The 19,226-nt window shown below is 64.0% G+C and carries 16 protein-coding genes; 9 read left to right on the top strand and 7 right to left on the bottom strand.

Going from position 1 to position 19,226, the window contains the following annotated elements:
* Nucleotides 1-10 precede the first annotated feature (10 nt).
* From B6S44_RS03135 to B6S44_RS03120, 4 genes are all read right to left on the bottom strand, one after another.
* The gene (locus tag B6S44_RS03135; protein WP_129155279.1) at nt 11-1,600 is read right to left on the bottom strand and encodes an arylsulfatase; all 1,590 of its coding nucleotides are present in this window, start codon (nt 1,598-1,600) and stop codon (nt 11-13) included.
* A 375-nt stretch (nt 1,601-1,975) separates the two neighbouring features.
* Nucleotides 1,976-2,908: an HlyD family secretion protein gene (locus tag B6S44_RS03130; protein WP_129155278.1), complete on the bottom strand. Its 933-nt coding sequence runs from the start codon at nt 2,906-2,908 to the stop codon at nt 1,976-1,978.
* Nucleotides 2,905-3,165: a DUF3302 domain-containing protein gene (locus tag B6S44_RS03125; protein WP_129155277.1), complete on the bottom strand. Its 261-nt coding sequence runs from the start codon at nt 3,163-3,165 to the stop codon at nt 2,905-2,907. The genes B6S44_RS03130 and B6S44_RS03125 overlap by 4 nt, the downstream gene beginning before the upstream one ends.
* Before the next feature lie 193 nt (nt 3,166-3,358).
* Nucleotides 3,359-3,790, bottom strand: a complete 432-nt coding sequence (locus B6S44_RS03120; protein WP_129155276.1) for a hypothetical protein — start codon at nt 3,788-3,790, stop codon at nt 3,359-3,361.
* A 580-nt stretch (nt 3,791-4,370) separates the two neighbouring features.
* On the opposite strand from B6S44_RS03120, the gene B6S44_RS03115 reads away from it, so the two are divergent.
* Nucleotides 4,371-5,387: a SphA family protein gene (locus B6S44_RS03115; RefSeq protein ID WP_129155275.1), complete on the top strand. Its 1,017-nt coding sequence runs from the start codon at nt 4,371-4,373 to the stop codon at nt 5,385-5,387.
* A gap of 303 nt (nt 5,388-5,690) precedes the next feature.
* On the opposite strand, the gene B6S44_RS03110 is transcribed toward B6S44_RS03115, so the two are convergent.
* Complete coding sequence (locus B6S44_RS03110; RefSeq protein ID WP_129155274.1) at nt 5,691-6,023, bottom strand: hypothetical protein; 333 nt, start codon at nt 6,021-6,023, stop codon at nt 5,691-5,693.
* A gap of 541 nt (nt 6,024-6,564) precedes the next feature.
* Complete coding sequence (locus B6S44_RS03105; protein ID WP_129155273.1) at nt 6,565-7,500, bottom strand: LysR family transcriptional regulator; 936 nt, start codon at nt 7,498-7,500, stop codon at nt 6,565-6,567.
* 98 nt (nt 7,501-7,598) lie between these two features.
* Here B6S44_RS03105 and B6S44_RS03100 point away from each other — a divergent pair, with 98 nt between their 5' ends.
* The 3 genes from B6S44_RS03100 to B6S44_RS03090 all read left to right on the top strand — a co-directional run bounded on the left by B6S44_RS03100 (nt 7,599) and on the right by B6S44_RS03090 (nt 11,570).
* Nucleotides 7,599-8,741, top strand: a complete 1,143-nt coding sequence (locus B6S44_RS03100; protein ID WP_129155272.1) for a mandelate racemase/muconate lactonizing enzyme family protein — start codon at nt 7,599-7,601, stop codon at nt 8,739-8,741.
* A 72-nt stretch (nt 8,742-8,813) separates the two neighbouring features.
* Nucleotides 8,814-9,761, top strand: a complete 948-nt coding sequence (locus B6S44_RS03095) for a Bug family tripartite tricarboxylate transporter substrate binding protein (protein WP_164985702.1) — start codon at nt 8,814-8,816, stop codon at nt 9,759-9,761.
* A 138-nt stretch (nt 9,762-9,899) separates the two neighbouring features.
* Nucleotides 9,900-11,570, top strand: a complete 1,671-nt coding sequence (locus B6S44_RS03090) for a tannase/feruloyl esterase family alpha/beta hydrolase (protein ID WP_164985701.1) — start codon at nt 9,900-9,902, stop codon at nt 11,568-11,570.
* Between the two features lie 389 nt (nt 11,571-11,959).
* Here B6S44_RS03090 and B6S44_RS03085 read toward each other — a convergent pair whose 3' ends face one another.
* Complete coding sequence (locus B6S44_RS03085) at nt 11,960-12,769, bottom strand: GntR family transcriptional regulator (protein ID WP_129155269.1); 810 nt, start codon at nt 12,767-12,769, stop codon at nt 11,960-11,962.
* A 128-nt stretch (nt 12,770-12,897) separates the two neighbouring features.
* On the opposite strand from B6S44_RS03085, the gene B6S44_RS03080 reads away from it, so the two are divergent.
* From B6S44_RS03080 to B6S44_RS03060, 5 genes are read left to right on the top strand one after another with little or no spacing between them, the layout of a single operon-like run.
* Nucleotides 12,898-14,226 carry a M20 family metallopeptidase gene (locus B6S44_RS03080; RefSeq protein ID WP_465246078.1) on the top strand — a complete coding sequence of 443 codons (1,329 nt, stop codon included), beginning with the start codon at nt 12,898-12,900 and terminating at the stop codon, nt 14,224-14,226.
* Nucleotides 14,227-14,237: 11 nt separating this feature from the next.
* Nucleotides 14,238-15,791, top strand: a complete 1,554-nt coding sequence (locus tag B6S44_RS03075) for an ABC transporter substrate-binding protein (protein WP_129155268.1) — start codon at nt 14,238-14,240, stop codon at nt 15,789-15,791.
* Between the two features lie 25 nt (nt 15,792-15,816).
* The gene (locus B6S44_RS03070; RefSeq protein WP_129155267.1) at nt 15,817-16,764 is read left to right on the top strand and encodes an ABC transporter permease; all 948 of its coding nucleotides are present in this window, start codon (nt 15,817-15,819) and stop codon (nt 16,762-16,764) included.
* Nucleotides 16,757-17,581, top strand: a complete 825-nt coding sequence (locus B6S44_RS03065; RefSeq protein ID WP_129155266.1) for an ABC transporter permease — start codon at nt 16,757-16,759, stop codon at nt 17,579-17,581. The genes B6S44_RS03070 and B6S44_RS03065 overlap by 8 nt, the downstream gene beginning before the upstream one ends.
* 5 nt (nt 17,582-17,586) lie before the next feature.
* Complete coding sequence (locus B6S44_RS03060) at nt 17,587-19,215, top strand: dipeptide ABC transporter ATP-binding protein (protein ID WP_164985700.1); 1,629 nt, start codon at nt 17,587-17,589, stop codon at nt 19,213-19,215.
* The last annotated feature ends 11 nt before the right edge of the window (nt 19,216-19,226 follow it).

Raw genomic sequence — 19,226 nt, 5'->3', positions numbered from 1 at the left:
CTGCGGGCGCTTACTTTGCAGCCTTGCTCGCGGCCTGATCCAGGTTCTTCATCAACGCCTCGACCATCTGGTCGACGCTGAAGCTCGCCGGACGCTGGCTCGGTGGGAAGTCCTTGAATGTCTGCAGGAAGGGCGCGACCTTCCAGACGCCGTACTGGATCAGATAGGCGTTCTTGGCGAGCCAGTCATAATACTGGTCCGAAACGATATCGGCCCGCTCCATCGGGTCCATGCGCAGGTTGAAGACCTTCGGCGCGCGCAGGCAGGTGAACGGATTGGACCAGACAGTGAACCCGCCTGGTGCGCGCTGCTCGCAGAACACGATCTTCCAGTCGTTGAAGCGGTAGGAAACCAACTCGCCGTCATCGTTGAAGTAGAAGAACTCGTTGCGGGCCGATTTCGGTTGCTGGCCGGTGAGATAGGGCAGCTGGTTGTAGCCGTCGAGATGGACCTTGGCCTGCTTGCTACCGAGCGACGTCCCCTTGGCAAGCTTGTCCTTGACCTCGCCATCGCCTGCCGCCGCGACCAGCGTCGGGAACCAGTCGAGGCCCGAGATCATCTCGTTCGAGACCTCGCCAGCCTTGATCCGGCCAGGCCAACGGATCATCGCCGGCACGCGGAAGGCGCCTTCCCAGTTGGTGTCCTTCTCGGAACGGAACTGCGTCGTCGCGGCGTCGGGCCAGGACCATTGGTTCGGGCCGTTGTCGGTGGTGTAGACGACGATGGTGTTGTTGGCGATGCCGAGATCATCGATCGCCTTGAGCAGCTTTCCGACATCGCCGTCATGTTCGATCATGCCGTCGGCATAGTCGTTGCCGGGCATGCCGCTCTTTCCCTTCATCGACTCGCGTACATGGGTGAAGGCATGCATGCGCGTGGTGTTCATCCAGGTGAAGAACGGCTTGTTGGCCCTCACCTGGCGCTGCATGAAGTCGATCGCGCCGGCCGTGGTCTCGTCATCGATCGTTTCCATGCGCTTGCGGGTCAGCGGCCCGGTGTCCTCGATCTTGCCGTCGGCTGATGATTTGAGCACGCCGCGCGGTGAATTGGCCTTCACATAGGCTGTGTCGTTCTTCGGGAAATAAGGCCTCTCGGGCTCCTCTTCGGCATTGAGGTGGTAGAGATTGCCAAAGAACTCGTCGAAGCCGTGCCGCGTCGGCAGGTATTCGTCGCGATCACCGAGATGGTTCTTGCCGAACTGGCCCGTGGCATAGCCCAGCGGCTTGAGCGCCTCCGCGATCGTCACGTCACGATCCTGAAGCCCGACTGTCGCGCCGGGAATGCCCACCTTGCACAGACCGGTGCGCAGGCAGACCTGGCCGGTGATGAAGGTCGAGCGCCCGGCCGTGCAGCTGTTCTCCGCGTAATAATCGGTGAACATCATGCCTTCCTTGGCGATCCGGTCGATGTTCGGCGTCTTGTAGCCGACGAGCCCGTGCGAATAGGCGCTGATGTTCGACTGGCCGACGTCGTCGCCGAAGATGACGAGGATGTTCGGCCGGCTCGGCGCCGGTGCCGGCTGCTGGGCCTTGGCGGCGCTGCTCCCGAAGCCTATCAGGGCAGCCATCGCCGCCGCAGCCAGGAATTTTTGGCGTTTCATGAAACACTCCCGATGCCGTAACGTCATCCAAGCGATCGGATCGAGCAAGGAAGCCCCGACCGCAGTGCGCAACCAGCAGGCTCGCACAAGAGCCCGCTCAGCTTAAGGCTGTAACTGTTACAGAGCCGGGATGGCTTCAGTGTTCGCGCTGCCGCCAGGCAACACGCTCGCGTTCGAGCAGCACCATGCACGGGTGCTGCTCCTGCACATTTATGGCAATTCTCAAACCACCTTTGTAACAGCCGGCGGCGTCCATTCGCATTTCTTGACCGACTCCTTCGGAGCATGGGTCAGAAATGTCGGCGAGACCGGCTTGCCTTCAGCAGAAGGGCGCCCATTGGCTTCGGGAACATACGAGTCGAAAACGGGCAGATCTCAGAACGGATTGACGTAGTTCGTGATCGCGATCTGCCGCAGCAGGACCCGGCGGATCATGTGCGCCGCCTTGACGCGATCGGTGAAGATCGCGGCGTCACCGGCGGCACCGGCAGGCAGGGAGGCGGCGATGGCCTGATCGTCGAGCCGGACGCGGACGACGAAGGGCGACGACTGGATCGAGACTGGCGTGACCGCCGCACCGGAGACCTGCGTCTGCCCCGTCGCGATCGCCTGCAGGATGCTCTCGACCTTGCCGGTGAAGACCTGGCCGGGGGCGTATTTGAAGGTCGCCTCGACCGCCTGGCCCGGAGCGATGTAGCGGGCGTCGATCTGATTGATCTCGGCGCCGATGATCGTGTCGGAGGTGTCGATAAAGGCCATCACCGGCGAGGTCGCGACCCGGGCCCCCTTACGCAAAGCGAGGTTGGTCACATAGCCGTCGGCGGGTGCACGAACGATCGTCTTCTCCAGGTTCCATTTCGCGCTGACGAGCTGCGCCTTGAGCTGGTCGACCGAGGCCTGCCGCTCCTCGACGTCGAAGGTCCGGCCGGTGCCGCGCGCCTGCAGTTGCGACATCTCGGCGAGGCGGGTCTCCTGGAACGCGAGCTGCGCCGCGATCGTATCCACTTGCGCCTGGAACGGAACCGGGTCGATCTTGAACAGGACATCCCCCGCCTTGAGCGGCTGATTGGCCTTGGCCGGGACGTCGGTCACCTCGCCGGCGACGTCGGGGATCACGGCCACCGAATTGCGCACCACGAGCACGGGGCCTTGCGGCGCGCCCCAGTTCATCGGGATGAACAGGCCGACCATCAGGAGCACGAAGACGATGGCCGGCGAGACCTTCCAGAACAGGTTGAACGGAATGACCCGGAGCTTCACCAGGATGAAGAGCAGAGCGAGATAGGTGTTGAGGAGGACGACGATCATCGCGTCGTCTCCGCGCCGTTCGCGCGCCGCGCCGCGGGCGCCGGCGCATCGACATAGGCCCAGATCAGCACGACCGGCCAGAGCACGAAGCCGAGAAAGAGCGTGACCCAGCCGCCGACAGCGACCGCTTCGGCCCAGGGATGATTGCGACGCCTTGCAACCATGCCGGGAAGTATCGCCATGGCGACGAGGACGACCACCGTGCTCGCGACCAGGACGATCAGCACGATCCAGGCGAAGATGTCTAAACCGCTCATCGGGCCGCCTCCCTGAGGGAGGTCGCGAGCGATGCTGCGACCGGAATACCAAGGCGGTGCGTCTTCATGCGCTCTCACTCCTCACGACGGACCGGTACCATATCGAGCGCGACCCAAGGGTGCCTGACGAGCCCTGGCGAAAGAGCACGATCAGGCCGCTAGGTGCATCGCCGCTTTCCCCAGCCGGGAATGCCTAGGGGCACACATCCCAGAAGCCCTGGCGCTTGCTTTGATCCGTATAGTACCAGCAATAGCCCGGTGCCGGCGGCGGACCTGCCCAGGCTCGTGCCGCGGCAGCGGAGACGGCGCCGATCGCGACACCGGCCGCGACAGCCATCCCAGGGTGCCAGTAATAACCGGGCGGCCGGACCCAGGCTGGTCGGACCGGCACGACCGGGCGAACCGGTCGGACGTAAGGCGATCGCGCCACGGCAGCGCGGCCAGCCACGACGCCGCCTCGCGGCCCCCGCGCGACGAAGCCGCGCTGGACGAAGACGACCGGCTCGATCAAGTCGCTCTGTTCTTTCAAGGCCGAAGCACGATTGCCGAAAGGCACCGCCAGCGCGGGCTGCTGGATGAGGGCGGCCGTCAGAATGACCGTCACGATACGAATGCTGTTTCGCATGAATGCTCTCACTCCGTTCTGGTGGGCAACTGCCGGAGATGACGGATGCTCCAAGTTCGCGAGGCAACACTCTGGTAGGCAATTTTGTTAGCCTGATAGGTGAATAGCTGAGTATTAACCGGGTATCGCTGCCTTTAATTCCATAATGGATAGTTTAATTTTCGGCTCCGGGCGGGATCAGGCCAAACTCTTGATTATATCTTGCTCAAGGGCCGCTATGATGCTGCGATACTCGGCCACCCTCTGCTGAGCTAGCGCGGAATTTGACCTCGACCAATATTCGGATGCAGCGCACGCCGTTTCGTAGGCCTCGCAGAGCTCGGCCAGATGCGGATCGCGTTCCAAGGAACTCCGCAACGCCGCGCGGCGCTCGGGCCAGCGCAGAAGCAGACGCGATAGCCCTCGCTTCTCTGCTTGTTCCATCACAACCTGGGACGGCTCACGAAAGCAGGCAGCTTCTCTTGAACCGATCAGCTTGGAAAAGGCTGTAACAGTTACGCTCGTCGATATCAGGGTGCTATGCTTGACGGTCCTTCCGAAGCGTTCCAGCGTGGGCGGCGATTCTTCTAGGAAGCAGGACATGAAGCGTTTGCGAGCCGCTTTGCTGGCAACACTAGCCTGTGCCGGAGCGGGCGCCATGATCGGCCCGGTTCAAGCGACGGAAAGCGGCGCGAGCCTCTATTTGCCCGGCCTGCACGGCCCTGGAGCCGGCATCGTTCCTCCGCCGGGGTTCTATTTCGAGAACGATTTCTACAGCTATTCGGGCCGGCTTTCGGCTGCGACCCGGACCCAGATCGGCGGTGCTGTCCTCGCCAATGTCAAGGTCCAGGCGCGCGCCGATTTCCTCACGCCGACCTGGGTCACGCCCTTGGAGATATTCGGCGGCAATCTCGGCTTCGCCGTGACCCTGCCGGTGGGCAATCCGCGCGTCAGTGCCGGCGCGCTCATCGCTGCACCGCGCCTCGGCCGCACCTTCGGGGTCAAGATGCGGGATTCCGGCTTCTTTCTGGGCGACCCGGTCTTATCCAGCTTCGTCGGCTGGCATGCTGGCAACTTCCACTGGCAGGTCGGCGGCTCGGTCAACATCCCATCGGGCACCTACGACCCCGACCGGCTGTCTAACCTGTCATTCAATCGCTTCATCGGCGACGTCTATCTCGCCGCGACCTGGCTCGACCCCAGGATCGGCCTCGACATCTCCGGTGCCGTCGGCTTCGAGATCAACGGCAAGAACAACGATACCGACTACAAGAGCGGCAACGCCGTCCACGCCGACCTGTCCATCAGCCAATATCTCAGCAAGGAATTCTCGATCGGCGCCCTGTTTTCGCATTACCAGCAGATCAGTAGCGATAGCGGGTCAGGCGCCTCGCTCGGCGCCTACAAGGGCCGGGTGACTGCGGTTGGCGGCACGATCAGCTATTCCTTCACTGTCGGCAGCACGCCGGTCAGCGCACGCCTGAAGGTCCTGCGTGAGGTGAGCGTCGAAAACCGGCCGCAAGGAACGATCGCCCTCGTCAGCCTCGCTTTCCCGATCGGCCATGTCCCATCCGCTCCAGCGACCGCGGAACCGACACAGCGCGTGATCAAGCACTGATGCAAAACCGGCCTTCAGCGGGCCAAGGCGGTTAACCGATCAACAGAGGTTCGGTGCCTGGTCCCACATCTCGACCGAAAGCACCGACTGGGCCGCCGGGATCGGCTATTCGGCAGATCCGCTTAAATACTTGAGCAGAATGGGCTCAACCGGCCTCATCGCTGCTCCGCTCGATCTCTCGCGCCAGCTCGAGCACCTCGCGCAGAATTTCGATCTCCACGGCCTTTTCTCCGATAAGCTGTTCGAGCCGGCCGATACGCTCTCTCAGTTCGCAGAATTTGCGGGAATGAAGAGCTGCTGGGCTCAGGACGATGTCCGGCTCGATCTCCCGGGCGGGAGTCCTTGCATGTCGAGCCTGATGAAGTTCGGGATATAGCGCCCCTTCGGCAGGTCGATCTGGATACGACCGGCGCCATGGAGGTCGTAGTAGCTAATCAAAGCGGCGCGCAGTCTTGTCGCTTCTATGCGAACGATCGGATCGATGGCGGGATCGAAGCTCGAAGGCCGACCAAAGACATCAACGGCGATCGTATATGCCTTGACCGACGCTTCGCGCCCGTGGAACAGCTCTTCCGATACGTATTGCAGAAAGCGCTTGTTGCGATCCGAACATTGAAAGTCCGGATCGGATAGCAATCGGGCCAATTCCGCCTGGCAGCCGGCCCTGGTAGATTCGCAAAAGGCCGCGTCGGCGGCAAATCTATTCCCAAAACCTCTCATAATAGACACCCGTTATTTCGCTGATGCCGGGTATTCGTAAGATTTAACTGAAAATGTTCTTATGAGTTTGGCTGGCTCAAAAATACCTTATGCTACAATCCATTCTGAGACCAGTATGCGTAGGAGCCAAGATGGACCTTGGTCCATTCAGTACAAACAACCTTCGGGCAGGACATTCATCCGCGGCCGAAAGAGACGCTCCCCCGCTGCACCCGCGCAAAGCTTGGCTGGCGTCGCCTCAGGTAGCGGCTCCGTCACGCGTCGCAGCAATCCGTGCGAAGCGCGACAGGAGCGCCCGAGAGCGACCTGTCGACCACGGCTGCAGCGCCACAACGATGGGACAGCTCTTGGCCTGCCGGGCGGCGCGACGTTCCTCGGCCGGGCGGCCGCGGATTCCCCCTCGACAGCCTCTACAACGCGCCCGCCATCGTTTGAACGCTGCTCACTCGTCATGGTCTCAGGTCAGCAGCGCTCGCGTCGAGAAGCCGCTGTCTGTCGCGGCCAGCTCCGCCACGACCTCCCGAAGCGCTGCGCAGAACTCTCGCGATGACGCGGTCTGCGCCGTTCCGACGGGAAGCGCGAGCCGTCCGACAATCGTCTCCGTGGGGAAAAACGGGACGAAAGTCAGCCTGTCCGAGCCGGATCGCCCAAGGACGCCAAGCTTGTCGATCAGCGCGATGCCTGCGCCGGCCTCAACGAGCACGCATGCGATGTTCGATTGCGATACCTCGACGGCGGGCCGCAGTTGGAGGTCAGCTCGCTCGAAGATTCGATGCGCAAGCGCCCCGAGCGGCAACATCCGGTCGAGGCAGATGATGGGCTGACGAGACAGATCGTCGATCGTGAGGTGCGGATTCTGCGCCAGGGCGTGGTCGCTCGGCAGGACGCAGCCAAAGTGCGACGTGCACAGATCCTCCAGGAGGATCCCCGAGACCGCAGCCGCGTCGATCAGCAGTCCGAGCTCGCTCTTGAAGCTCGCCACACGTTGGGCGACATCACGCGCCGTCAGGATTTCAACGACGAACTCGACGCCGGGTTTCCTGCTTCGGAGCCGCGAAATGGCATAAGGCAGGATGGAGTTCGCGAACGCAGCAATCGTCGCAATCCGAAGTGCGCCTGTTCGGCCTTCCCTGAGATCGCGGGCGCGCCGCGCAACGGCCTCGATGGAAGCGACCGCCTGCACGACATCTGGATATAGCAGCTCCGTTTCCCGCGTCGGATGCAGTCGTTGCTTTTCGCGCCGGAACAGGACGATGCCGACACGCTCCTCGATCTGTTGAAGCGTCCGACTCACAGCCGGCTGCGACACATTCAGCGCCGCAGCCGCCGCCGTCACGCTGCCTTGCTCGATCACGGCACGAAGCACCGAGAGTTCGCGAGAATCGAATTTCATAATCCACGGACATTAAGTCAGGCGATCTTTGTATTGGCCTGCATGAGTCCTTCCGCGTCAAGATCGCTGCCGATCCTTCGCCTCCGAGTGGGAAGCTTATGAGAGTCACCGAGATTCGCGGCCACCATGTCGGGTTCGTTCCAACGCCGGCGATCGGCAACGCCCGGACCATGATACCCCGCCGCGATTTCCTGATGCTGGAAGTTGTCACGGATACTGGCAAAAGAGGTTGGGGTGAGGTTTTTTCCTCTCCGGACGCGGCCGCCGCTATCATTCGCTCGCGCTATGCGCAGGTCGTCATCGGAGAAACACCGGCGCGCTACCGGGCGCTTTGGGAACGCATGGTCGCCAATCTCGGCTATGATCGCCGAGGGCCTGCCATGATGGCGATCTCTGCGCTCGATATGGCGCTGTGCGACCTCGCTGCGCAAGAACGCGGCGTCAGCGTCGCCCTCATGTTGGGCGGCGCGCTTCGCAGCGACGTCTTCGCCTACGGCAGCGGTCCGTTCATCACGGAAGGGAACGACCCCTACGGGCACTACGCGGACGTGATCGAACGCGCTCTAAAGGAAGGCTATCGCGCGTTGAAGCCGCGCGCGGGTGTGTCCCCGCGAGCCGACGGTGCGATGCTGGCGCAAGTGCGCAAGCTGGTTGGCCCGGAGATCGGGCTAATGGTCGACATCAACCAGGCCTACACGGCACGTGCTGCCATCGCGTCAGCTCGCCGGATGGAAGCTTCTGATTTGCTCTGGATCGAGGAGCCGGTGGAGCCGGAAGACATCACCGGATACGCCGCGGTCGCCGGGGCGGTCTCGACGGCCGTGGCCGGGGGCGAAGCACTCGCCAGCGCCGGGGCATTCCGCGATTTCCTGGTGGCGGGCGCGATGTCCATTCTCCAGCCCGATCTCACGGTCTGTGGCGGCTATACCGGCTTCCTGCGGATCGCCGCATTGGCGGCGGCCTTCGATCTACCGGTCATGCCCCATGTCTTCGGCACGATCGTCAATCACCAGGCGGCACTGCAGGTCGCCAGCCTGCTTCCGGCTCGGCGCGGTGGAGGTCCCGCGCCGTATCCCTATGTCGAAGTCGATATCTCCAGCAATCCGCTTCTCGCACTCCAGGGCGCGGTCAGGCTCACGGCAACCGGCACGCTCGAAATTCCCGATCTCCCGGGAACAGGGCTCGACCTCGATGCGGCACGACTGGAGCCCTGGCGACGCGAAACATGGGTCTGCCGCTGACGACTGCGGCGGCCGCTGCATCAAGAAGAAGAGCAATGGGAGGAGAGAATGCTTATGAGGAGGCGGACCTTCGTGCTTTCCCTTGTCGCCGTCGCCGCGACAGGAGGGGCAAGCGCCGCGGAGTGGCCTGAACGCGCATCGACTTTCGTCGTGCCGTTCCCGGCGGGCGGCAGCACCGACGTTGTGGCGCGACTATTCGCTGAACGCTTTGCCGAGCGCCTGCGCCAGAGCTTCGTGGTCGAGAACCGGCCTGGCGCGAACGGCAACATCGCCGCCGCGGCGGTCGCGAAGGCAGAGCCCGATGGCTACACCATCCTTGTGTCCGGCAACGGCCAGAACGCCATGAACCACTCGCTCTATGCCCGGATGCCCTACGACTCGACCAAGGATTTCGAACATATCTGCCTGCTGGCCCTGACACCAAACGTCATCATCGTCCCGGCAAATTCGCCGATACGGACGCTGGAGGAACTCATCGCCGGAGCTCGCCGATCTGGTGGCGATCTCTCCTTCGCAAGCCCGGGGGCCGGGTCATCAGGGCACCTCTCTTTGGCGATGCTTGAGGGCGCAGCGAAAATTAAAGCGCGGCATGTCCCCTATCGCGGTGCAGCTCCGCTCGTCACCGACGTACTGGGCGGGCACGTTTCGGTAGGCATCGTCAACGCTGATATCCCGCTTCCACATATCCAGGGCGGAAAAATCCGTGCGCTTGCCGTGACGAGTTCCAGCCGCAGCCCCCTCTACCCCGATGTCCCGACCGTTGCCGAGAGTGGTTTCCCGGGGTTTGAAGCGCAAGGCTGGTTCGGCTTGTCGGCGCCCGCCAAGACACCACGCTCGATCGTCGAAGCGTTGAACAAGCTCGCCAACGAGGTCCTCAAGGAGGACAAAATCAAGCAGCGCTTTGCGGCAGGCGGCTATGTGGCCGGCGGCGGGAGCCCGGAGGATTACGCGCAGTTCATTGGGCGGGAGATCACCAAATGGGCCGCGGTGGTGAAAGAGAACGGGATATCGATCGAGTGAGCCAACAGCACGGGTCGTGAGGTACGCGATCCGGCTGAAATGGAGTGACGTGAGCGCCTGATACCATCGGTCGGATTGGCATCCGGCCACACACCGCTAGCACGGAAGAGGTATGCCATGTTGCGATATCATAGACTGATGCCTCACGCTGCCGTCTTCGTGGCGTCGATAGCCGGATCGCCTTCGATCGCTCAGGTCGCGCCGACGCTTGCAGCCGACACGAAGCCGATAGCCTGTGACGAATTCGCCGGGCTTTCCATCCCGGCGAGTGTCACGCCGCTGGCAACGAGCGGTGCCAAGGTCACGTCTGTGGCGGCGCAGCCGGCTTCCGGCACAGGCGCCAAGGCGGTCGGCGCATTCTGCCGCGTACTGGTCGACATTGTCGCCGTCGATCCGACGGCGCCGCCGATCAAAGTCGAGGTCAATCTTCCGGAGCGTTGGAACGGCAAGGCGCTGATGTATGGCGGGGGTGGCTACAACGGCGTGATTCTCAGCACCGGCGGAACCCTGCGCTTGCAGCCGCCCGACGTCCCAATCCCGCTCGCGCGTGGCTTTGTCACCTTCGGCGGGGACTCCGGCCACCAGGGCGCGAGCCGCGGCGATTTTGCCCTCAACGAGGAGTCCCTTAAAAATTACGCTTTCGACGCCCTCAAGAAGACGCGAGATGTTGCCGCGCACGTGATCAAGCTCCGTTACGGGCGAACGCACGAGAAGCTCTACTTCCACGGCAGCTCAACCGGAGGCAAGGAGGCGCTGGGTCTCATCCAGCGGTATCCTGACGACCTCGACGGCGCCATGGTGTTCTGGCCCGCGACGCATGCTGGCACGGCCCATCTCCAGTTTGCCCGCATCGCGCGCGCCTTCGCTGCACCCGGCGCCTATCTGTCGATGTCCCAGCGCAAGGTCGTCCTGGACGCTGCGTTGGAGGCTTGCGACGGACTTGATGGCATCCGCGATGGTGTGATCTCGAATGCCCGCGCATGCCAGCAGACCTTCGACCCCGACAAGGCCACCGTCAACGGCCGACCGTTGCGCTGTCTGGACGGTGCCGTCGACCGCGACAGTTGCCTGTCGGATGTCCAGATCAGTGCCCTCAAAGTCATGGGTTCCCCCCTCAAACTCGATGCGCCGCTTGCGAGCGGGGAAAAGGGCTATCCGGGGTTCTACGTCTGGGGCGTGGACCTGGGGTCGCGCGAGACGGACGACCTTTCCAAGGGCGTGCTGACGCAGGGGCTCGGCAAGGTTGCCTCAGCCTACCCCGCTGCTCCCGGCATGCCCTTCCTTCATGTTTTTGCCGACCAATACGCGCGTTTTTTCGTGACGAGAAATCCGCAGGGAAGCTGGCAGAATATCGACCCCGAGAAGCCAGGCGAGTGGCAGGACCGCTTAAGCATGCTCGCCGGATTGCTCGACATGAGCGGCACAAATCTCTCCAGCTTCCAAAAACGCGGTGGCAAGATCCTGCTGATGCATGGTCTCGCCGACCAGATCATTCCGCCTCAAGCGTCGGTCGATTATTACGACCGCCTCGTCGCCACCATGGGCCGTGAGGCGGTCTCCCGGTTTCTGAGGTTCTACGAGCTCCCCGGCACTGCCCACAGCGGCTTCGGAGTCTCCTTCAATCCGAGCTGGGACGTTCTCGGTGCACTGGATGCGTGGGTCGCCGGCGGCGCCGCGCCGACGGCTCCAGTCATTACTGATACGCACTTCAAGCCAGGCCGTGCCCGCCCGCTCTGCGAATACCCGAGCTACCCCAGATATCAAGGTGGCGACCCCGACCAAGCTACAAGCTTCACTTGCGCGAGGTGACGAGTGACCGCGGACTGTCCGCGGTGCCGACTCCGCGCCTATCCGCGAACGGCATCATAGCTGCCCTGGTCACCGCGGCTCCGCAGTTCCTCGAAGATGCGGATCAGCGTCAGGCGTTCTCCGCCCGGCTTGCTCTCGTTGCCCATCAGCAGCCGGTCAAGGCGATACCGCCCCTGCTCAGCGCGGATGGCGCGACGCCATCACCTCGCCAGCGCCGCCGCCGGCCATCAGTTAACTGAGGCCGATTCCAGCGGTGTAATTCTTCCCGGGAGCGATCCACCCAACAAACAGGCATCAAATCGACGCTCTGCCCAAGTCGGACGAGAGATGGACCGGCTGATCGGCCAGGTCCAGATTTTGGGCAATCTCGTAATCACTCACAATGGCACCTACCGAACCTCGTTTATGTAAACGTGATTGCGCGTGCAGGCACGGTGAACGCCGAGAATCGTGGGCAAACCTGCCTGATCATAAGCGACCTCATCGATGGTGAGGACGGCTTCGCGCTGATCGAGGCCGAGCAGGGCCATGTCCTCGTCGCTCGCCAGATCGGCCGTGATCTGCTCGCGGACGGCGGAGACGCGAATCCCGTACCGCTCCAGAAGATGCAGATAGAGAAGGGAGGGTAGCGCCTCGATCTCTCGCGGAAGACCGGGAACGCGCTCCTCGGCGAATAGCAGCTTGTCGTGCATGACAGGGCGACCATCAGCATGCCTGATGCGGTGGATGGCGATGACGCCGCCGGACGAAATCTGAAGACGCTCTGCCTCTTCGCCCGTAGCGGCTCGCCCCTCGATGCTTAAAAATCGGCTGGTCGACTTCACCAGGCTGCCATCTGCGCGGTGAAGGCGGAAATATTGGAAGAAGAAGCGCAGCGAATGATGCGGCGCGCGGCCGGTGACGACGGTACCCGTCTTGCGCCGGCGTGACAGTAAACCCTCGGCGACCAGATCGCTCATCGCCCGGCGTACGGTGCCGACGGCGATCCCAAACCCCTGCGCCAACGCCGTTTCGCTGGGCAACACCATGCCAGGCTGCCATTCGCCAACAAGGATCGCTTCCGACATGTGCCGCTTCACCCGTTCGTAGAGCGGCGCGGAATCGAGTGAGACGAGGTTCGGCAACGTCGAAGCTACATCGCCGCCATTGATCAATCCCGCGGCAGGCGCGGTCGTTTTTTTGACGTTGACAGGCGGCATACGAATGAGTCCTATTTCTATATAGTTTATATGAAAGCACTCAGCCGGCCAATGGACAAGCAAGCCGCCACCTTCGCCATCTCCATGGCAGATCGCGTCCCGACAGCCCAGCCGGGCGAGGCGATGCGATGACGATGGCTGCCGGCAGGGCTGATCGAGAGACCCCGGCCCTGGCGCGCGGACATAGCTGGGTCGCCGGCGCGGTCGAGGATGCGGTGGTTGATCTCGGCCGGATGATCGCGATCGATACCTCATTCCCGCCGGGCCGAGGCTATGGCGACTTCGCGATGCTGATGGAGACGATGACGCGCCCGCTCGGCTTCGAATCCGAGCACATCGACGTGCCGGAGGAACTCTGGCGGATGCCAAGCGGACCGGCCATCGGCGCCAGGACAAACCTCGTTGCAACCCGCGGGAGCGGCAAGCCGGTCTGCGGGTTGTACTTTCATGTCGACACCGTTCCTGCCGCGCCGGGTTGGAGAACCGATCCGCAGGCCATGGCCCGCGACGGCGAGCGCCTCATCGGGCTTGGCGCAGCCGACATGAAAGGCTGCATCGCCGCCGTACTGCTGGCGCTGCAGGCCGCCGAAGCCTGCAGCATCGAACTCGCCTACGATCCGATGCTGCTGTTCTGCACCGATGAGGAGGGCGGCCTCTATCCTGGCATCCGCTATCTAGCCGAGCAGGGTCGGCTCCGCGGCCATATCGTCAATTTCAACGGCAGCGCCGAGGCGCGGATCTGGGCCGGCTGCTTCGGCTTGTTCAACCTGCTCGTGCGCGTGCACGGACAGGCAGTCCATGCCGGCGAGGGCAACCGACAGGGAAGCGGCCTCAACGCAATCGAAGGGGCATTGCCATTGCTCAATGCACTTGCAGCGCTGAAAGCGCGCATTGCAAGCCGGATATCTGCGCTGCCGCCACCGCCCGGCAAGCCTGCGCTTGCCGCGCAGCTCAACATTGCGACGATCGACGGCGGTACCGCTGGCGGACAGGTGCCGGCCCTGCTCGAGCTCACGTTGAACCGTCGGTACATGCCAGAGGAGGCTTTCGACGGAGCGCTCGCGGAGATCGAGGATACGATCCGCCGCGCTGTCGCCTCCGTACCCGGCCTGACCGTCGAGACGGTGCTGACCGGTCATCTTGCTCCGACCAGTGATCCGGCCGGCCCGCACTGGCCGCGCTGGCAGGCTGCCGTCGGCGCGGGCTTCGGCTATGCGCCGGAAGAGTTCCGCCGCTGGGGAGCCGCGAGTTGCTCCGATTTCGGATGGGTCCAGCGCGCCACCGGCGTCCGGGAGGTGCTGCTCGGCGGACTGGGCAGGCCCGACCGCAACATCCACGCGCCGGGCGAATACACCACCGTCTCCGACATCGTCTCGCTGGCGCGGGCGGTACTTTCCTATCTCGCTGCCGATTTCCGGCCCGATCTCAACCCCGACATCACGATATCCCAGAGCTGAAGGAGCGTCCCATGCCGAGCATCCATCGTCGCGATTTCCTCGCCGCTTCCGCCGCTCTGAGCGGCCTCGCCATGTCCGGCCTGCCGGCCTTCGCGCAGACGCCGCGGCGGGGCGGCACGCTGCGGGTCAGCGTTGACCAGGCCGTCGCCAAGCTGAACCCGCTCGTCACCCGCGTGAACCCGGAATATCTGGTCGCCGAACTGCTCTATTCCGGCCTGACGCGCCTCAAGCCCGATATGAGCGCCGAGCCCGACCTCGCCGAATCCTGGACCAACTCCGTCGACCTGACCGAATGGACTTTCAGCCTGCGCAAGGGCCTGAGCTTCCATGACGGTTCGCCCTGCACCGCCGCCGACGTGGTCGCGACCTTCGAGGCGATCCTCGATGCCAAGACCGCCTCGCCCGCGCGTCAGAATGTCGGCCCCGTCTCCAAGGTCGCGGCGAAGGACGACACCACCGTCGTCTTCACGCTTTCGGCGCCCTTCGCCGACCTGCCCGTCACGCTCGCCTACACCAACGCCAAGATCGTCCCCGCCGCCGTCACCAAGGGCGGTCTGGAGAAGCTCGACCGCCAGGCGATCGGGACCGGCCCGTTCAAGCTCGTCTCCTTCGAGCCGGAGCGCTTGATCGTCGTCGCCCGCAACGATGCATTCTACGACAAGGCGCGCCCCTATCTCGATCGCATCGAGGTCGTGGTCTATCCCGACGTCAGTGCGGAGGCCTCCGCCCTGATCTCCGGCGACACCGATCTCATCACCACTACCCCGCCGACCGAGTTCGCCCGGCTCCAGAAGGCCTCGGGCGTCAAGGCACTGCGCGTGCCCTCGGGCCAGTTCTGCAACGTCAATTTCGGCTGCGACCAGAAGCCCTTCAACGATATCCGCGTGCGCCAGGCGCTAGCGCTGACGGTCGACCGCAAGACGATGGTCGATTTCGTCACCGAGGGCTTCGGCTCGGTCGGCAACGACGCGCCCCTCAACCCGGCCTATCGCTTCTATGCCGAGCAGCCGCTGAAGCAGGCCGACATCGCCAAGGCCAAGTCCCTGCTGGCGGAAGCCGGCTATCCCAAGGGCCTGGAAGCGACGCTGATCGCCTCCGACCGGCCGGGTCTGCGCACGCAACTCGCCGTTGCCCTGCGCGAGATGGCCAAGCCCGCGGGCTTCGACATCAAGGTCGAGACGATGCCGCACGCGACCTATCTCGATCAGGTCTGGAAGAAGGGCTCGTTCTATGTCGGCTTCTACAACATGCAGGCGACCGCCGACGCCATCTTCTCGCTGCTCTACACCTCGAACGCCGCATGGAACGAGACGCGCTGGAACAACACGGCCTTCGACAAGCTCATCTTCGAGGCCCGCGCCACCGTCGAGGAGGCCAAGCGCCGCGCGCTCTATGCCGATGCGCAGAAGCTGATGAATGCCGAGGTGCCCTCGATCATCCCGGCCTTCTTCGACCTGCTCGGCGCGCAGCGCGAATGGGTGCAGGGCTACGAGCTGCATCCGCGCGGCGCCGTCTTCCGGCTCGACCAGGTCTCGCTCGGCGCCAACGCGCCGAAGCGCGGCTGAGCGGACTAGCGAGGGCAGAAGCGCAGTGTCGCCGGCCTACATCCTCAAACGCATCCTGCTGATCGGCTACACGCTCCTCGTCGTGTCACTGATCGTCTTCGCGATCACCCAGATCCTGCCGGCGGACGCCGCCGTCATGGTGCTGGGCGAGAACGCGACGCCTGATGCGCTGGCGGCACTGCGCGTCAAGATGGGGCTGAACGACCCGATCTGGATGCAGTATCTGCACTGGCTCGGCGGCGTCGTGCGGGGCGATTTTGGCGTCTCGATGCGCACCGGCCAGCCGGTCGCGCCGGCGATGATCGAAGCGCTCGGCCGCTCGCTGCTGCTCGCCTTGTTCTCGATCGTCCTGATGCTGGTGCTGGCGATCCCGCTCGGCATCCTGGCGGCGGTGCGGCGGGGACGCGCAGCCGATCTCGGCGTCAGCGTCGTTTCCTATGTTGGCGTCTCGCTGCCGGAATTCGTCACTGCCACGCTCGTCGTCCTCGTGTTCGCCGACTGGCTGCAATGGCTGCCGGCGACCGGATATGTGCCGCTCACGGAAGATCCGCTGCGCGGCATCAGGCATCTCGTCCTGCCTGTGCTGACCGTGTCGCTGATCCTGATCGCGCATGTCTCCCGCATGGTGCGCTCCGAGCTGATCGACGTCATGCATTCTGACTATATCCGTGCCGCGCGGCTCAAGGGCCTGTCAAAGTGGCAGGTGCTGTTCAAGCATGGCTTACGCAACGCGCTGCTGCCGACGATCACCATCGTCGCGCTCGATGTCGGATACCTGCTCGGTGGCGTTATCGTCGTCGAGGAAATCTTCGCCCTGCCCGGCATCGGCCGCCAGCTCATCGTCGCGATCCAGGCCCGTGACCTCCCGTCGATCCAGGCGGGCGCGCTGATCATGGCGACGACCTATGCCGTCGTGAACTTCCTTGCTGACGTCTGTTACGCCTGGCTCGACCGGAGGATCCAGTATGATTGAGATCCTCAAGCGCATGCTGCGCTCGCCACAGGGGCTGCTCGGCCTGCTGATCGTCGGGCTGATCCTGCTGGTCGTCGTCGTTGGGCCCTGGTTCGCGCCCTACAATCCCGAGACGATGGCGCCGCTGCAGCGCTACAAGCCGCCGAGCGCGCAGTTCTGGCTCGGTACCGATCAGTACGGACGTGACATCCTCAGCCGCCTCCTGCATGGCGCCCGCGCGACCGTGGTCATGGCCCTGCTCGCCACGGCGCTCGGCACGCTGGTCGGCGCGGTGGTCGGCACCGTCTCCGCCTTCCTCGGTGGGCGCAGCGACGAGGCGATCATGCGCACCGTAGATGCCATCATGTCGATCCCCAGCCTGCTGCTGGCGCTGCTGATCGTGAACCTGCTTGGCAAGAGCAGCGTCAACGCGCTGCTCGCGATCGGCCTCGCCTTCACACCCGGCATGGCGCGGATCACGCGCTCGGTCGCGCTCGCCGTCCGCAAGCAGGACTATGTCAACGCCGCCGTCGCACGCGGCGAGAGCGCCGCCTTCATCGTCGGGCGGGAGATGCTGCCCAACGTGATCGCGCCCATCGTCGTCGAGATGACGATCCGCGTCGCCTTCGCGGTGATGCTGTTCGCCACTCTCTCCTTCCTGGGCCTCGGCGCGCAGCCGCCGGCATCCGAATGGGGGCTCATGGTCTCGGAGGCACGCCGCTTCATGCATCTGAGTCCCTGGATGATCTTGTGGCCGAGCCTCGCCATCGCGCTGGTAGCGATTGGCTTCAACCTGCTCGGCGACGGGCTGCGCGATGCGCTGAACCCGAGGACCTGAGGGAGATGAGCGCACCGATCCTCGAGATCGCCGGCTACGGCCTCGACTACGCTACGCCCGGCGGCTTTATGCGCGCCCTGGACGACGTCACGCTGTCTGTCGCGAAAGGCGAGGTGCTTGGCCTTGTCGGCGAATCCGGCTCCGGCAAGACCTCGCTCGCCTGGGCGATCATGCGCTATCTGCCGGAGACGGCGCGCGAGACCGGGCGCATCGGCTTTGCCGGGCAGGACCTGCTGAAGGCGACGGAGGCCGAGATCGGCGCCATCCGCGGCCGACGCATCGGCATGGTCTTCCAGGATCCCAGCACCTCGCTCAACCCGACGCTGCCGCTTGGCGAGCAGCTCGCAGAGGTACTGGTGCGCCATCGCAGTCTGACGCCCAAACAGGCCTGGGCGGAAGGCGAGCAACGTCTCGCCCATGTCGGCCTCAAGCTGCCCAAGGAGATGATGCGGCGCTATCCGCACGAGGCGTCCGGCGGCGAGAAACAACGCGTCGTCATCGCGACCGCCTTCGCCTGCCAGCCGGAATGCATCATCTTCGACGAGCCGACCACGGCACTCGATGTGATCACCGCCCGACAGATCCTCGACCTGTTCAAATCGCTGCAGGAAGATACCGGCGTCGCCTCGCTCTACATTTCGCACGATCTCGCGCTGGTCTCGCAGATCGCCACGAAAGTCGCGGTGATCCATCGCGGGAAGATCGTCGAGCAGGGCCCGGTCCGCGACGTCTTCGCCCACCCGCGCGACGCCTATACGCAGAAGCTTCTCGCGGCCGTGCCGCGGCCGGATAACCGGCTGGTCGAACCCCGCACGGAGCCCGAGTCCGGAGCGAAGCCGCTGGTCGAGGTCGAGAAAGTCAGTGTCCACTACGGTCGCAAGCCCTTCCTCGCCGGACTGCTTGGACGCACCAACACGCAGTTCACGGGTAATCGCGAAGTCAGCCTCTCGATCATGCCCGGGGAGATCCTCGGCATCGTCGGCGAATCCGGCTCGGGCAAATCGACGCTCGCCAAGGCGATGACCGGCCTGAACCCGTTCGAGGGCGAAATCCGCTTCGACGGCCGCCGGATCGGAGGCCTTTCCGACATGAACCGCGCCTATCGTCGCGATGTCCAGATCATCTTCCAGCACCCGGATTCTTCGCTTAATCCGCGCCATCGCATCCGTGAGATCTTGTCGCGACCGCTCGCGCTCTATGGCGAGCCGGGCGTGCGCCGGGACGCCAGGCTGATCGGCGAACTGCTGGAGCAGGTGCGACTGCCTGCATCCTATGCCGAGCGCTATCCGCACCAGTTGTCCGGCGGCGAGAAGCAGCGCGTCGCCATTGCCCGCGCCTTCGCCTCCAAGCCAAAGCTCGTGATCTGCGACGAGATCACCTCGGCGCTTGACGTCTCGGTGCAGGCTTCCGTGGTCGAGCTCCTTGTCGACCTGCAGAAGCGCTTTGGCACGGCCTACCTCTTCATCACGCACGACCTCAACCTCGTGCGTCAGATCGCCCACCGTATCGCCGTGATGCATCGCGGCGACCTCGTCGATCTGGTCGATGTCGCCGCCCTCTCGGGCGGCACCTTGCATCCCTATACCCGCTCCCTGCTCGAAGCCGTGCCCGCGCCGGCCTCAGCTGCCGCTTGAAGCTTCAGGAC

The organism is Allobosea sp. Tri-44 (assembly GCF_004123845.1).
Lineage (GTDB): Bacteria > Pseudomonadota > Alphaproteobacteria > Rhizobiales > Beijerinckiaceae > Allobosea.
This window is presented reverse-complemented; position numbering and strand designations above follow the sequence as displayed.

Excerpts from the sequence above, each read along its gene's own strand:
- B6S44_RS03060 (WP_164985700.1), top strand. The coding sequence starts at position 17,587 with ATGAGCGCACCGATCCTCGAGATCGCCGGCTACGGCCTCGACTACGCT.
- B6S44_RS03115 (WP_129155275.1), top strand. The coding sequence starts at position 4,371 with ATGAAGCGTTTGCGAGCCGCTTTGCTGGCAACACTAGCCTGTGCCGGA.
- B6S44_RS03135 (WP_129155279.1), bottom strand. The coding sequence starts at position 1,600 with ATGAAACGCCAAAAATTCCTGGCTGCGGCGGCGATGGCTGCCCTGATA.
- B6S44_RS03105 (WP_129155273.1), bottom strand. The coding sequence starts at position 7,500 with ATGAAATTCGATTCTCGCGAACTCTCGGTGCTTCGTGCCGTGATCGAG.
- B6S44_RS03100 (WP_129155272.1), top strand. The coding sequence starts at position 7,599 with ATGAGAGTCACCGAGATTCGCGGCCACCATGTCGGGTTCGTTCCAACG.
- B6S44_RS03130 (WP_129155278.1), bottom strand. The coding sequence starts at position 2,908 with ATGATCGTCGTCCTCCTCAACACCTATCTCGCTCTGCTCTTCATCCTG.
- B6S44_RS03085 (WP_129155269.1), bottom strand. The coding sequence starts at position 12,769 with ATGCCGCCTGTCAACGTCAAAAAAACGACCGCGCCTGCCGCGGGATTG.
- B6S44_RS03090 (WP_164985701.1), top strand. The coding sequence starts at position 9,900 with ATGCCTCACGCTGCCGTCTTCGTGGCGTCGATAGCCGGATCGCCTTCG.
- B6S44_RS03125 (WP_129155277.1), bottom strand. The coding sequence starts at position 3,165 with ATGAGCGGTTTAGACATCTTCGCCTGGATCGTGCTGATCGTCCTGGTC.
- B6S44_RS03075 (WP_129155268.1), top strand. The coding sequence starts at position 14,238 with ATGCCGAGCATCCATCGTCGCGATTTCCTCGCCGCTTCCGCCGCTCTG.
- B6S44_RS03065 (WP_129155266.1), top strand. The coding sequence starts at position 16,757 with ATGATTGAGATCCTCAAGCGCATGCTGCGCTCGCCACAGGGGCTGCTC.
- B6S44_RS03080 (WP_465246078.1), top strand. The coding sequence starts at position 12,898 with ATGACGATGGCTGCCGGCAGGGCTGATCGAGAGACCCCGGCCCTGGCG.
- B6S44_RS03120 (WP_129155276.1), bottom strand. The coding sequence starts at position 3,790 with ATGCGAAACAGCATTCGTATCGTGACGGTCATTCTGACGGCCGCCCTC.